Below are 14,600 nucleotides of genomic sequence, written 5' to 3'. Positions count from 1 at the left end.
CCAACGTCAGGGTCCCTCAAGTCACGACAATATGATCCGGCGATAAGTCGTCCTGATACCGCTCGTACATTGCGATATAGGCGGACTCGATCGCGCGGGTAAAGCGCTCAGCGCCGAAGAGCGCACAGGTCGGCAGGTTGGCGAGTAGTCTCTGCCTGACGGCTGCCAACTGCTCCGGCTGGGTTGCCAGCGTCACGGCCAGTGCCTCATATTCCTGCGGGGTCGTCGTGATCAGGTCAGGCACACCGACCACCTTGAGCAGGCTCGCCGCCACCCGGCTGGCAAACGACTGACCGCTGCGCGTCACGATCGGCAACCCCATCCGCAAGGCATCACTGGCAGTCGTGTGGGCAGTGTATGGAAAGGTATCGAGAAACAAGTGTGCCGATCGCAATCGGTTCAAATGCTCGGCGACGGGCAGGCTGGCCGCAAAGATGAGACGCCGGGGGTCGACCCCGGCCTGTGCTGCACGCTTACCCAGGTTCAGTCGTGCGGTCTGATTGCCGACCAGCAACCACAGGACGCTGTCAGGCACGCGCGTGATGATGCGCAGCCATGAGTCAAATACGTCCGGGGTGATCTTGTAGTGGGTGTTGAACGAACAGAAAACAAAGCCGGACGCCGGCAGCCCCAGATCCGACCGACTGAGCGCCTGGTCCGAGATCTCCCGCTCCCGGCAGTTCGCCTGATAAGTATCCGGAAGATAAACGATCTTTTCGCAATAGTGCTGCCGCGCATCGGCTGGGATCAGGGCCCGGTCGGCAAGCAAATAGTCGATGTAAGGCGCGCCCATGGTGCCCGGGTAACCCATGTAGTTCACCTGGATGGGGGCCGCCCGGTCGGCAAAGATGCCGGGCCTGCAGCCGAGCGTAAAGCCATTCAAGTCGATCGCGAGGTCGAGTTCCAGGTTGCGGGCCAGCGCGGCGGCCTCCCGATCCGACAGCGAGCGGATATCGATGAATTGATCGAAGGCCCGGGCGGCCCGTTCACGCCAACTGTCGCCGGTGTCCGGTCCGAACGAGAAGGCGATCAGCTCGAACCGCTGTCGATCATGTAACTCAAGCATCTCCGCCATCAGATGCATCATCGGATGATGACGGAAATCAGCAGAAAAATAGCCGATGCGGATTCTCTCCCGGCGGCCGCGTTTTGCGATCTCAGGCACGCCATGTCCCGCCGGATACCTTACTGCAGCGTAAAGCTCCGCGGCCCGGCGATGGACTTGCGGCGCGTCGATCACCGCCAGGAGGGGAAAGGGTGAGGAAACCGTTTCATTCTGCGCCAGCTGCTCTGCGAGTCGCTCGCATTCAGTATCAAACAGACGCCAATCGCACAGGTACAGGCGGGCGTAGAGCGCTTGTCCGCGCAGAAAATCAAGTGTCGGCGTGATCGCCAAGGCCTGCTCAAAACCGGCCAGCGCCTCCTCGAAACGACTCGCTGCAAAGAGGATTTCGCCGCGCTGCGCGTGCGCCTCGGCATAGCCTGGATTGATCGCCAGGGCCTGCGCGTAACTGGCCAGCGCCTCCCCCGGTCGCTCGAGTTGACCCAGGGCCAGCCCACGGTTGTAAAAGGCCTCCGCATAGTTTGGCCTGACCGCCAGCGCCTGGTCGTAATTGGCGAGTGCCTCCCCCCAACGATTGAGGTCGCGCAGGGCAGTGCCGCGGTTGATGTGCGCCTCGGCATAGTCTGGCTTGATCGCCAGTGCCTTGGCGTAACTGGAGATCGCCTCCTCCAAACGACCGAGCTTGTTCAGGGCCAGCCCCAGATTGTAATGTGCGTAGGCATGGTCGGGCGCAATGTCCACCAAGCGGCTCAACAACGCGGCACCCTGCTCCAGGTGACCCGTTTGGCACTCCAGGCTGCCCAGCAACCAGAGTACATCGGCGTTGCGCGGCTGCGCCTGCAAGAGTTGGCGATAGAGCGCGGTTGCTTGCCCGAGCTGTCCCGCCTGATGAAAGGCCAGCGCCTGATTCAGCAGGGCCTGCGGTGTGGTCGCTGAGGGTCTTGCTTTCATCGACTATCTCCCATGGGTGCTAAAGCTACCGGACGTTCTCACGGACCGGGCGTCGTTGTCGTTGTCGTAATCGTTGTCGGATTATTCGATTACGACAACGAACCCGGGATCTCGGTTACCACATCAGTTCTGATCGCACCCGGAGGGCGCTCCCGGCGCGACTTTCACGGCAAATCATTCTGTATCCGTGGTCCCCCCTCAGCGCCGCGTGGTCGCCACCATCTCAGCCATGCTGTCCGGCAGGGTCCGCCGCGACTGGAACCCGAGCTCCTGTCGAATCGGGGTGCCGTCATAGCAGGCGGCGCCGATCAGCTTCTCCAGGACCTCGGAGTCGAAGGGCAGGCGTCGGCCCCGCAGCCGCCCGATCCCGTCGCCGCCCAGCGCGGCCAGCCGCAGCAGGCCGATCGGCAGGTTCCAGCGGGGCGTCCGCCGGCCAAGCGCCTCCAGGATGCACTCGTAGATCCGGCGGGTGCTGTAGGGGGTGTCGTCGGTGACGACATAGGTCCGTCCGCGCGCCCGGGGGAGCGCGGCGCAGAGTATCGCCGCCTGCGCCAGGTCGTCGCGATGGATCATGGAGCGGCCGTTGCCCAGCTCAGGCAGGGGCGGAAACCAGCCGGCCCGCACGGCCCTGATCAGCAGCTCCAGATAGCCCTTGGGGTGCGGGCCGTAGACCAGGGACGGGCGCAGGACCACCGGGTGCGGGGCGGCCCCGCTGGTCAGCACCGCCCGCTCGGCGGCCAGTTTCGAGCGTCCGTAAGGGCCCTCGGGTGCGGGCGCGTCCGCGGCGCCCCCCCCCATGGCCTTGACGCTGCTGAAATAGACGAACCCGCGCACGCCTTCACTGCGGGCCGCCGCGAGCAGATCCAGGGTGCTGCGGCAATTGGCGAGCCGGTACTCTTCCTCCGCCCCCGGCCCCGCCGCGAGGGCATGGGCCTTGCCCGCCAGGTGGAAGATGCAGTCGATGTCGGCCAGCAGGTGCGGCGGCAGGGCCTCGCGGCCCAGGTCAAGGTGGACCGCCTCGTCCCAGGGGCCCGCGGTGCGCCGCCGCATAACCGCCCGCACCCGCCAACCGTCCGCTTGCAGGCGCCGACACAGGCCGGGGCCGATGAATCCGGAGGCGCCGGTGACCAGGACCATCCCCTTCATGTCGCACCCCCATCCTGAAGCAACAGTGCCGCGGCGCTCGCCGCAGGCCCGCGCCCGCCATCGGACATTGCTGCACCTTTATCGTCTAACCAGGCACCCAAGTTGCCGTTACCCAGGCTAGAAAGATATCATAAGGACTCGTCAAGGGGGCCTTGGCGAGCGCCTTCGCGTCGTCGGCCGGGTGTCTCCGTGGTCTTTGCCGGTGTCCTTCAACGAGCCCCGCGGCCGCGGATCGTCCCGCCCCGGGGTCTGACTGTGGGGCGTCCGGCCCGCCGATCCGGCAGGCCAAAGGGTTGTACCAGCATGTGACCACATGTAGTTTCTCCACACGATGTCCCCTTCACCCGCGCCCGGTGCGAACCAGCCGCTGGGGTGTGCTACAAGGAAAATCAGGGTGTTAAATGCGTGTTGTTGGGAAATGCATACAGTTGTAATATGATCACGTGTCTGCTAATCTAGACTTCACGTCAAAACAGCGTCACGCCGTCATGACACAGGCAGCGCCAGCGCGCCCTTGCCGCGTTGCCCGCCGCCGCGGATCACCCGTCCGCGGCCGCTCGGGTGATGTCGTAACACTGTCAAGGCCGGTAATGTGTCAGGAGTCAGCTATGGGTGTGCGGTTTCATCGGCCTTCGACGCGTGTCAGCGTCGGCCTTGGGGTCTTAAGTATGTTGCTCTTGGCGGGCTGCGGCCCGGCAACCCCGCCGTCGGCTACCTCGGCGCCTAAGGCGGCTGCCGCACTGCAACCCCAGGAGGCCCTCAAGCAGCGGGTGGAGGCGCGCTGGGCGCGTTTGATCGAACGCGATTTCGCCGGGGCCTACACCTTTGAAACCCCGGCTTACCGGGCGACGGTCGACCGCAAACAGTACGGGGCCCAGTTTGGCGTCGGCGTGAACTGGGTCAGGGCGACCGTCGATCAGGTCAGGGTCGACCCGGCCGGTGACCGGGCCGAGGTCGATGTCACACTGCAGATGCAGTCGCTGGCGCCGCTCGGGGCTGGGCTCGTCGACCGCATTCAGCCGCTGCGCGAGCGCTGGATCCTCACCCAGGGGGACTGGTGGGTGGTGCGTGACGACGACTGATAGAGAGTTCCTCAGGAGGCCAGGCAGACGCACGGGGGCGTCGGCAGGGGTCCGGCGCCGACCTGGCATCGGGGCAAAGCGTGAAGCCAGCTTGACACTGACTTCGCAATTGGAGTAGGCTGATAGGGAAATTTTTCGTGCGATTGTTGAGCGGGACCACCACGCAGTGATAGCCTTTGCTGGTCCTCACGAACGAACATCAACCCAGGGGAATACCATGACCACTTTTAACCGAACGAAAACCGCCGCTGCCGTCTCCGCGCTCTTAGCGGGCATGGCCCTGGCCCCCGCCAACGCCGTGGAACTCGCCGGCAACGGGCTTGGCGATGTCGCCGAGACGTCTTATTACACGGTGCGAGCCGGCCAGCAGACCAACATCAGCCTCGTCAATACCTCCGGTGATTACGTGGTCGCCGTCAAGGTCCGCTTCCGCCAGGCCGCGGACAGCAGGGACGTGCTCGACTTCAACGTCTTCCTCTCCCCGAACGACGTCTGGACCGCAACGGTCGGGCTCAACGCCGGCACCGGGCTGCCCTGGGTGCAGACCACTGACCTCTCCTGCACGACCCCGACCGTCATGCCGAAGGGTACCGCCAATACACCGGCTAACCGGCAGCTCGGCTTCGTGGTGGTCGGGAGCAATGCGAACGGTGCGCAGATCAAGCAGGTGGACTTCGTCACCGGCAGCAACCCCTTGTCCACGGAGGGCTACATCGAGATCGTCGAGATGGGCGTCGCCGTGCCGAAGAGTGATATCTACCCGGATGCCAGTCTGCTGGCGAGCTGGGCCGTGAGCACGTCGCGGAATTGCGCCAACCTGGCCAGTGTCTATCCCCCGACCCTGCGTCCGATTTTGGTCACCGGGTCACAGGCCCGTCAGGCTCCTCCGGGCATCACCGCTACCTGCAACGCTGACACAAACACCGGCCCAACCAGTTTGTATCAATGGCCTTTTATCCCCTCGCGCGGCGCGGCCGCTTCCGGGACGACGGCGTTTCAGGCCGAGTTTTGTGAGCCCCTCAATGTGTTGAAGGTGGCCAGCAATATCGTGCGGACGAACACCGGCATCGTGTTTGATGCGCCGGTGACCACCTTTGCGAATTTCTTCAGTCCCACTGCTGGTTCGGAAAATCAATTGGCTCCGAATGCCAACGACCTGATGGGTTGGACACCGCAGCAGGTGCGGCCAAATCTCGTGGACGGCAGTCCCGCAGGCGCCACGCGCTCGCCGTTGACTGGTGGCATCGTTGGCGACCCGACCAACCCCGCCCTGTCCAGCCAAGTCTTCAACGGTGTGCCTCGCACCGCGGGATTCACCTACAGCAGTGCCTCTCCGATCCCGACAGTCGACGCGGTCGGCAGCCTGATCACGACGTACGAGGTGGACAACGAGTGGTGGGCAAACAATGGCGTCCTGCCTGCGACGGGCTGGGTCGTCAACTTCCCGACCAAGCACCACTATGGAGTCCAACCCAGCGCCACGACCGACGACCCCTTCTTCGGTGTGTACCCGCGTTCCTATGTTTACTACGGCCCCTTCGCGGTCGGCACCAACCAGGGCAGTTGCCAACCGGTCGGGCTGACCTATTGGGATCGTGAAGAGAAGGAGGTTGTCGGCATCGTGGAACCCTCGCCGCCCAGTGGCCGTTGCCTCCCCCTCGAGGTCTCCACGATCAGTTTCCGGACCGGCACCAACTATTTCAGCTCGCAGAACCCCAACACCTTCGCGATACAGTTGGGATTCAGCTCGGGTTGGGCAGCACTGGGCTTTACCAGCGCCGGCAGCATCGTGTCTTCCATCACTATAGCCACGCCGGTAAGCTACACGTTCAGCGGCCTGCCCACGATCGGGTTCTCGGCCACGACCATCGCCAATGGCGCCATCAACGCATCCTACAATACGCCGCACGCGTATCAGCGGTCGATCGCGCCTTGACGGCGAGCTGACCTTCGCCCACCAATGCGTCTCGCGGGCGGCCTAGCCGCCCGCGACCGCCGGGCTACACCCGGGGCATCGTCCCCGGGTGTTTTCATCTAAATACCCCGAGTTTCGGACCGCTCGCGTCCGGACCTCCAGCACGGGCCATGCCCTCGGCACCCACCGCAAGCACCACCGCGGGACCCTGCCGGGCCGTCGGCTGTCTCAGGCCACCTGGTGAAGAACGTGACAAATGACCAACTGTCCCCCGGCGCCGCGCGGTGTCGCCCATCCCCCCTTGCCATCTGTCTGCGCTACGCCCTGGGGCTGTCCCTCCTGCCCCTGGCCGCCGCCGCGCGGGCCGACGCGGCCTTGATCCAGGGTCCGCTCCCGGAGGTCGCCGTTACCGCGGCGGACGTCCGGACCGAACTCACCACGGCACCGGATTCGGTGCGCAGCCAACTGACCTCGGACCGCGACGTCCTGATGCGGGCCATCACCGCCCTTTATCAGCGCAAGGCCATGGTCGCGGCCGCCAAGGCCGCGGGCCTCGAGCGGTTGCCGGAGGTCCAGGCGCGGGTGGAGCGGGCGCGCGAACAGATCTATGCCACCGCGCTCACCCAGAAGGAGGAGCAGGACCTGAGTGCACGGATCCCCAATATGACCGCCCGGGCCGCGGAGCTCTATCAGGCCCACCCCGACCGCTACCTGACCCCGACGCTGGTGCGCGTCCGGCACATACTCCTGAAGGCGGACACCGATGATGCCGCCGCGGCCCGCCGCCCCGAGGCCGAGGACCTGTTGAAACAGTTGCAAGCGGGTGCGGACTTCGCCGAGCTCGCCGCCAAGTCCTCGCAGGACACGGCCAATGCGCAGGAGGGCGGGGCGCTGCCGGCCTTCAAGCGGGGTGACATGGTCAAGCCATTCGAGGACGCCGCCTTTGCCCTCCAGCAACCCGGGGACCTGAGCCCGATCGTCCGGTCCAAGTTCGGTCTGCACCTCATCCGGCTCGAAGAGGTCCAGCCCGGGCGGCAGCGCACCTTCGATGAGGTCAAGGAGTCGATCATCGCCAAACTGGGTAACGACTGGGTCGCCGAGGCCCGCCAAGCCTGGGTGAAGGGGCTCGTCGATCCGAGCAAGATGACGATCGATCAGCCGGCCTTAGACGCCCTGGTGGCCGAGATTATCGCCGCAGGGCCGCCAGCCCCGGGCGCCACTGTGACACCGGCCGCCCAGGGCCGCTAGGCGAACGATGATCGATCACCATCAGTCGACGGGCGCCGCGGTCCGCCGCCCGGTTGCAGTGCACACGGCGGCCCGCCCGCGGCTTTCCCTCGCCGAGTACGGCCCGCAGCACGTCTTTACCTCCCTGACGGACAACGCGGGCCTGATCGTCCAACTCGCGCGGCGCGAGATCGCCGCGCGCTATCGCGGCTCGGTACTCGGCGTCGCCTGGTCGTTCGTCACGCCGATGCTGATGCTTGCGATCTATACCTTCGTCTTCAGTGTCGTATTCCAAACCCGCTGGGCGACGCCGATGAACAGCCGCTTCGAGTTCGCCTTGGTGCTGTTCGCCGGCTTGATCGTGTTCGCCTTGTTCTCGGAATGCGTTTCCCGCGCACCCACGCTGATGGCCGAGAACCCATCCTACATCAAACGCATCGTCTTCCCGCTCGAGGCCCTGGCCTGGGTCTCGCTGGCGAGTGCGCTGTTCAACGCCGCCGTCAGCTTCGGGATCCTGCTCGTCGCCTATGTCCTCATCGCCGGCCTGCCGCCGCTGACCGTGCTCTGGTTGCCCGTGGTCCTCATGCCCTTGGTCCTCATGACGCTGGGGCTGGTCTGGTTCCTGTCGTCGACCGGACTTTTCATCCGCGATATCCGCCAGTTCGTCGGTATCGTCGTACCGGTGTTGATGTTCGCGAGCCCCCTGTTCTACCCGGTCTCGGCCCTGCCGGAGCGGGTCAGGGGCTACATGCAGATCAATCCCCTGGCGGTGGCGATGGAGCAGGTGCGCGATGTCCTGCTGTTCGCCAAGGCGCCGGGCCTTGGGGTGCTCGCGTTATCCCTGGTGCTCTCCATGGCCGTCGCCTGGGCCGGAGTCGTCTGGTTCAGGGTGACCAAGCGGGGGTTCGCCGATGTCGTCTGAAGTCGTCGTCCGTGCCGAATCCGCCGGCAAAGCCTATGCGATGTTCCAGCGGCCGGAGCACCGGCTCAAGCAGATGCTGTTCGGCCGCTGGCGGACCTACTACGAGCAATTCTGGGCGCTCAAGGCAATCGACCTGGAGATCCGGCAGGGTGAGACCTGGGGGATCATCGGCCGCAACGGCTCCGGCAAGTCGACCCTGCTCCAGATGATCTGCGGCAACCTCAACCCGACGGTGGGTACAGTAACGGTCAGCGGGCGCATTGCGGCCCTGCTGGAACTGGGCGCGGGCTTCAACCCGGAATTCACCGGGCGCGAGAACGTCTACACCAACGGCATCATCGCGGGTTATGACCGCGCCGCGGTCGACGAGCGGATGGACGGCATTCTCGCCTTCGCCGACATCGGCCCCTTCATCGACCAGGCCGTCAAGACCTATTCGAGCGGCATGTTCGCCCGCCTCGCCTTCGCCGTCGCAATCAGCGTCGACCCCGACCTCCTGATCGTCGATGAGGCCCTCGCCGTCGGGGACGAGGCCTTCCAGCGCAAGTGCTTCGCGCGGATGGAGCGGATCAAGGGTGACGGGGCGACCATCCTGTTCGTCTCGCACGCCACCGCCACCGTGGTCGACCTGTGCGACCACGCGATTCTCCTGCACCAGGGCGAACACCTGTATACCGGACGGCCCAAAGGCACCGTCGCCTGGTACCAGAAGCTGATGGCGGCCCCGGACGAGCGTATCCCGGAGATCCTGGGCGAGATTCGCACGGCCGCCGCGTCCAGTGGCGGCAGGGAGGCCCCGACCAGCACGGACGCGCTCCGGGACCTGGGCTTCGTGGAGGCACGGGATGAGGCAGACGAAACCGAGATCGCGAGCCTGGACCCCAACCTGGTGTCGGTCAGCACCCTGGCCTTTGACCCGCTTGGCGCCGAGATCTCAGACGCGCGCCTGCTCACGCTGACCGGCGAGCGGGTCAATTGCCTCGTCCCCGGCGAGCGCTATAAATTCTGTTATCGTGTCAGCTTTACGCAGGCCGTGCGTGCAGTCAAATTCTACTGCATGACCAAGGTGATAAACGGCGTACACCTCGGCGGCGGCATGTTTCCGCCCGGTCAGCAGACGATTCCCATGGTGGGCGCCGGCGAGGTCATCGATATCTGTTTCGAGTTCGACTGCGCCTTTGCCTGGGGTACCTATTTTTTCAATTGTGGGGTGGCCTCGCGCGGCGAGCTTCTCCATCGCGTCCTGGACGTGCTGGCCTTCCGCGTCGCGCGGGGTCCGGTGCGGCCTGCCATGGGCACCGTCGATCTGAAGATCCAGGTCGAGATCCGGTCGTCGCACACCGATGCCTAGGGCCTGGGGGCCAACATGAGCGGACCCTGTCTCCTTGTCACATTCTGTAATCAGCTCACGTCCCCGCAATACGCCGCCCTGCTCCTGCAGATCGGCGGTAACGGCCGTGACTGGTTGCTGCCGCCGGAGCCTGGCATAGCGGATGCTGGCCTGGCCGGGCTCACCGGCGTGTGCCCGGTCGGCCGCGACCTGGTGCTGACGACCCAGTCGGCCTCGCCCATGATCATCCTCTATGACCCGCTTGAGCGACGGATCAAGGCGTGCCGGGAACTGTCGCCCTGCCTCGACCCGCATTCGCTGATCTACCACGCGGGTTCGCTGTATGTCGTCAGCACTGGAACGAATGAGATTTATGAGGTGAGTCTGGGTGCCGCCGGGTTCGGTGCGCCGCGCCTGCATTGGCGGTATCCGGAGGTCCCAAACGATCGGGACCTGGTCCATCTCAACGGTCTGACCGCATCGGCGGACGGCCTGATCGCCTCCTGTTTCGGCCCGCGCGGAGCGGATGGTTCCTGGGGCAGGATGGGGGCCGTCTTTCAGCTCGAGCCCTTTGCGGTCATTCAGGGTGGGCTGGCCCAACCGCATACCCCGCTTTGTCACGGCGGCCGGCTATACTTCGCCGAATCCCAGGCGCATCTGGTGCACTCGCTGCGCCGCGACGAGGACGGCGTCTGGCGCGCCCAAGGCCGGATCGACGTCGGCGGATACACCCGTGGTCTTGCCGTCGCAGAGGACAGGCTATGGGTGGGCGTCAGCGCCCCGCGTCTGATCTCCCGCAGCAAGGGGACGCCCAATCAAGGCGTCGCCGCGGCAAGCTCAGGTGCGGCGCTCATCTGTATCGACCTGGCAAGGCAGAGCGTCACCGGCAGAACCGAGGTGGGCGGCTTCGGTGAAGAAGTCTACGACCTACTGATTCTGGAGCAGCCCGGTCCACTCGGCGACCCTGCCGACGCATTGAGCCGCCGCATTCTGAACATGCACCGGGTCGCCGCCCGACTGCGTGGCGACCATGCGGCAACGACGCAGCGGCTCCTGACCGACATCGATAACCTCTTGACGCAAAGCGCTAATCTCACGGCCGAACTGGACCGGCGGGTAACGGAGATCGGGCGCCAATTGAGCGAAATTGCCGACCTGCGGCTGACTCGGGCGGCGCTGGAGGCACAACTTCTGAGCGTCCGCGAGGCGCTCGACTCCCTGCACCAATCACACTCCTGGCGGGTGACTGCGCCCCTGCGTTATGTCAGCGGGTTGTTTCGACGTGCCCGCTGAGTCGGGGGCCAAAGTAACGAGAAGTGTTTAACTTCTTCGTAAACCGTTCCTAATCCGGCGCTGGGGAACTATCGCCGAGTGCCGAGTCGTAGAACAGCCGCACCTGCTTGCGCAGTTGGTCCTGATCCAGCCGCGAGCGCACCGTTGCGCAATTGACCACGGCGGCTTGCTCCACCAGCGCGTCGTCGCGCAGGGCCCTGCGTATTGCCTGCGCAATGACCTGGGGCGCATCGGGATCGACGATGAATCCGGACACCCCGTCTTCGATCCATTCGTCGGCACAGGCGGTGCCGGTCTGGATGGGAAAACACCCCAGTGCCATCGCCTCCAGCATCGAGGTGCTGATTGCGTCCGAGATGCTGATGCCGATATAAAGGCGCGCCCTGGCGAACAGCCGGAGCATGGCGTCGTGAGTGGCGTGCGGCAGCACGATGATATCGAGACCGAGCCACTGCTGAAGCTCATTGACCCGCGCGTAGATCGGCTCCGACGGGGAAAAAATGACGATGCGGTAGCCCTTCAGGTCTTGCGCGCAGCGCTCCAGCGCATCCAAGGCCGTCAGCGCCCGTCCGGCAAAATGCTGGTAGCCCTTGACCATGATGAGGCGGCGCTGCGCCGGGGGATGGACCTCCCGCCATCGATCCACGAAGGTGATATCGAAACCGCCGGTGTTCGGCAGCACCGGCAGCACCTTCTTGTCGAAGCCCAGACCCCGCGCCAAACCGACATCGCGTTCGCATTCGCAGGAATAAAAATCGGCCCCGCTCAAGACCTCGCGAATACGCTGCAAATGGTCGCTGAATTGTCGGTAGTAATAGATGTCGCTGCCCCAGTTGGTCACGAGCCACGGCGGGAATCCGCGGGTACCGGCCGCGGCCTTTGCCTGTGCCACCAGATATCCGCAATGCTGAAATTCCATTGAATGAATCAGGTCGGGTTGCAGGTCCTCGATCAGTCGCAGCAGCGTGCGCGGGCCGTAGAGGAAGGGGCGGGTTGCCCCGTCAGCCCCGAGGCTGACTTGCTTGCGCGCCAATAGAAATTCGAGTTTTGCGGGCATCCGCAGGGGATAAATCCCAACTTCCGGACAGCCCGGCACGTCGTGCCTGCGTCCGCGCAGCCGTGCCAACAGGTGGCGCGGCGACACCCTCCAGACCGGGCGATGGACCGTGACGCCGGACAGCAGCGGGATAGTCGCGGCCTCGTTGATGGCGAACAGGTGTAAATCCCAGTCGAAGCCCGCCAAGAGGTTGATCCAGCGTGCCGTGTGCGGGCTGTTATGCATCGCAACGAAGAGAATTTTCTTGCGCTTCAACTCGCCACCTCGTCGAGAACGGCTTCGAATTTCATGGCAACCGCTTCGGTCGACAGATCTTCCCGTGCCGGGTTTTCAGGCAGGTCCGCGCCGCCGGCGATGGCCGACAGCATCTCGTGCAGCGCGGCGGCGATGCCGCTGACATCCGTCGGCGCCCTGATGGCAGCCCCGACTTGGGAGAGCAAATCGTAGGACCCCCCGGGGGGCGCCAGACCAAGAATAGGCCGGCGGGCGCCGATATAATCGGAGAGCTTACTCGGTACGAAGAGATTCAGCCGGGTGTCCGCCTCGATCAACACCAACAAATCGGCGTCGCGCATCAGGCGCAGGGACTCGAGGTAAGAAACACTGGTACGGATCACCAGCACATCCGGCTCAAGTGCCCGCGCGGCCGTCGTTTGCAGCATCTCGGGAGGCACCGTACCTACGATCTCCAAGCGGACCCTGTCTCTCCATAGCGGATGCTCGCAGAAGAGCACGCGCAGCGCCTGGAAGAGATATTCTGGGGAGCGTCGCCCGAACAGCACTCCAACGTATCGAAGCACGATCCTGTCATTCCCCTGACGCGGGGGTGACGGATAGAGCGACGGGTCGTAGGCATGCGGTATCACCGCGGATCTCGCGCCGCGGTTCCGGCCGGCGCCCGCGAACATCAGGTCGCGCGAGTACGCCGACGAATGAACGATGAAGTCGGCGCGGCGCACCGTCTGCGGCTGGCGCAGCGTATTCCAAAGGCGGGTCACCCACGAATGCTCCAGGGGATTGCCGGCCCAGGGATCGCTGAACTGCGCAATCCATTTGACCCGCGGCCGCTGCGCCTTCACGCGCGCCATTACGGTATTCACCGAGTGAAATGGCGACCAGGTGATCACCGCCGCGTAGTGCCTGAGATCCAGGGACAACAGATACTCGAGGGCCTGGCGATGCAACAGCCCCATCAGGTCCGGGGTCGCCGCCCACCGGGGTGAGTAGCGCCACCTGCGGGTCAGGAGGCGGTCGTCCGGACTCAGCCGCTGGATCGAGTGGAAGTGCTGTGCCGTGTAATCCGACAGCGAATCGTCTTCTCCCAAATGCGGGCCGAAGGCGTGCGCCGTCACCACGTCGATGCGGTGTCCCCGCCGGGCAAGCCCCGCCATTGGCTTGGCCACGACCGGTGCCATCTGCACCCGCATGGGTGGGAAGGCGTAGCTGAAGACGAGAAGGTCGCTCATGGCAATGGGGATACTCTCACGCCGAGGCTGCGACTGATCGCGCCGCGGCCGGTAATTATCGTCTTCGTGAGGGATGCTATGGCGAGTCACAGCGTGCGGCGAAATCGCTCACCGGAAGGTCGGCGAATCGCCACAAGGCGAGCGATTTATCGCCCCACGAGCCATCCCCCTCCGTGCAATTCTCGTTGAGCAGCGCCAGCGGCTCCGGGAAGAGAAACGGCGCCTTGACAAGATTGAGCGGACGCCAGAGACCCGTTGCAATGTCGAGATTCTGCTCTCTATTCGTGAAGGTGGTCGTCAGCAGGTAGGTGGCGCCGCTGTCCTGCATCCGCCGCAAGGCCCGTGCGATGTCCTGGAATGAGAAATGCACCAGGAGGTCGCGCGAAAAGATCAGGTCCGCGCGAGGAAGTTGGTCCGCCACGACGTCGAGGACGACGAAATCGCGCCGCGGCCTGCCGAACACCTCAGTATTGCGCTTGACCAAATCGGGAACCACGTCGGCGCCCACGTAGTCCACCTCGAGGTCGACCTGCGCCATCCAGTGAAAATCGCCGCAGGGGACATCGATCATGGATCTGACCTGCCACTGCTGCAGCAGACCGGGGAGCCGCTGCCGGATCGCCTGCGTCTGCGTCAAATCCGAGCCCGCACCAGATCGGGAGTCGGCATTGCCCCAATAGTTATTGTGATAGATCGACGAGAAGATTTCCTTGATATCGGTTGCCGCGTGCGTTGCCTTTGCCGGCTGGGGGAGTCCCATTTTGAGAAGCCACCGGCGCATTTGGTCGAGCATGTTCAGAGTCGTCTGCCTCGGTGAAAGCTTAAGATTGAGGACGGTACCGTGACCTCCCTTGACTCGCCGCCGACGATAGTCAGTGTACCAGCGCGTAACTTTACCTTGCGGCGCTCCCTGAAATCAAGCAAAATGACCCAGCTCGCGCTCCCGGCGCCTTCCTTCGGCGGCCGGGCGCCCGCCGGGACGCGCTGCTGCAACCCCAACGGGGGGCGCGCGGATTGTCACGAGACGCGGAGCCCACTCAGGTCGCCCGACGGGACCCTTGGGAGCAAACCTGGAGCGGCGAGGCGGCGGCGCAGAGAACCGCGATGCCGGGCGCGCAACGCGAAACCACCGGGTCGGCTTCGTCGAT

The 14,600-nt window shown here is 64.7% G+C and carries 11 protein-coding genes and 1 pseudogene; 6 read left to right on the top strand and 6 right to left on the bottom strand.

Annotated elements, in window-relative coordinates:
- Positions 1 to 16: 16 nt before the first annotated feature.
- The 3 genes and pseudogenes from QZY48_RS14220 to QZY48_RS14210 all read right to left on the bottom strand — a co-directional run bounded on the left by QZY48_RS14220 (position 17) and on the right by QZY48_RS14210 (position 3,160).
- Positions 17 to 1,804, bottom strand: a complete 1,788-nt coding sequence (locus QZY48_RS14220) for a tetratricopeptide repeat protein (protein WP_295431773.1) — start codon at positions 1,802 to 1,804, stop codon at positions 17 to 19.
- Between the two features lie 27 nt (positions 1,805 to 1,831).
- Positions 1,832 to 2,014, bottom strand: a pseudogene (locus QZY48_RS34820) (tetratricopeptide repeat protein); the annotation flags it as partial.
- A 198-nt stretch (positions 2,015 to 2,212) separates the two neighbouring features.
- Positions 2,213 to 3,160 (bottom strand): NAD-dependent epimerase/dehydratase family protein, encoded by a 948-nt coding sequence (locus QZY48_RS14210; RefSeq protein ID WP_295431767.1) that lies wholly within the window; start codon positions 3,158 to 3,160, stop codon positions 2,213 to 2,215.
- A gap of 668 nt (positions 3,161 to 3,828) precedes the next feature.
- Here QZY48_RS14210 and QZY48_RS14205 point away from each other — a divergent pair.
- The 6 genes from QZY48_RS14205 to QZY48_RS14180 all read left to right on the top strand — a co-directional run bounded on the left by QZY48_RS14205 (position 3,829) and on the right by QZY48_RS14180 (position 10,929).
- Entirely contained in the window at positions 3,829 to 4,242 is a 414-nt protein-coding gene (locus QZY48_RS14205; protein ID WP_295431764.1) for a hypothetical protein, read from the top strand.
- A 217-nt stretch (positions 4,243 to 4,459) separates the two neighbouring features.
- Entirely contained in the window at positions 4,460 to 6,178 is a 1,719-nt protein-coding gene (locus QZY48_RS14200) for a hypothetical protein (RefSeq protein WP_295431761.1), read from the top strand.
- 228 nt (positions 6,179 to 6,406) lie between these two features.
- A complete protein-coding gene (locus tag QZY48_RS14195) occupies positions 6,407 to 7,405 on the top strand; it encodes a peptidylprolyl isomerase (RefSeq protein WP_295431759.1) in 999 nt (332 codons plus the stop codon).
- Between the two features lie 7 nt (positions 7,406 to 7,412).
- Positions 7,413 to 8,306 (top strand): ABC transporter permease, encoded by an 894-nt coding sequence (locus QZY48_RS14190; RefSeq protein ID WP_295431757.1) that lies wholly within the window; start codon positions 7,413 to 7,415, stop codon positions 8,304 to 8,306.
- Entirely contained in the window at positions 8,296 to 9,657 is a 1,362-nt protein-coding gene (locus tag QZY48_RS14185) for an ABC transporter ATP-binding protein (RefSeq protein WP_295431755.1), read from the top strand. Before QZY48_RS14190 ends, QZY48_RS14185 begins: the two co-directional genes overlap by 11 nt.
- A 15-nt stretch (positions 9,658 to 9,672) precedes the next feature.
- Positions 9,673 to 10,929, top strand: coding sequence for a DUF4915 domain-containing protein (locus tag QZY48_RS14180; RefSeq protein WP_295431752.1), 1,257 nt, complete (start codon positions 9,673 to 9,675; stop codon positions 10,927 to 10,929).
- Between the two features lie 49 nt (positions 10,930 to 10,978).
- Here the strand turns inward: QZY48_RS14180 and QZY48_RS14175 are convergent, their stop codons facing one another.
- From QZY48_RS14175 to QZY48_RS14165, 3 genes are all read right to left on the bottom strand, one after another.
- Entirely contained in the window at positions 10,979 to 12,241 is a 1,263-nt protein-coding gene (locus tag QZY48_RS14175) for a glycosyltransferase family 4 protein (RefSeq protein WP_295431749.1), read from the bottom strand.
- Positions 12,238 to 13,452: a glycosyltransferase gene (locus tag QZY48_RS14170; protein WP_295431748.1), complete on the bottom strand. Its 1,215-nt coding sequence runs from the start codon at positions 13,450 to 13,452 to the stop codon at positions 12,238 to 12,240. The genes QZY48_RS14175 and QZY48_RS14170 overlap by 4 nt, the downstream gene beginning before the upstream one ends.
- A gap of 76 nt (positions 13,453 to 13,528) precedes the next feature.
- A complete protein-coding gene (locus QZY48_RS14165; protein WP_295431746.1) occupies positions 13,529 to 14,245 on the bottom strand; it encodes a class I SAM-dependent methyltransferase in 717 nt (238 codons plus the stop codon).
- Positions 14,246 to 14,600 lie beyond the last annotated feature (355 nt).

It is taken from the genome of uncultured Thiodictyon sp., assembly GCF_903828115.1.
Classification (GTDB): Bacteria; Pseudomonadota; Gammaproteobacteria; order Chromatiales; family Chromatiaceae; genus Thiodictyon.
The sequence above is the reverse complement of the archived record's forward strand: the minus strand, read 5'-3'. Positions and strand labels throughout refer to the sequence as shown.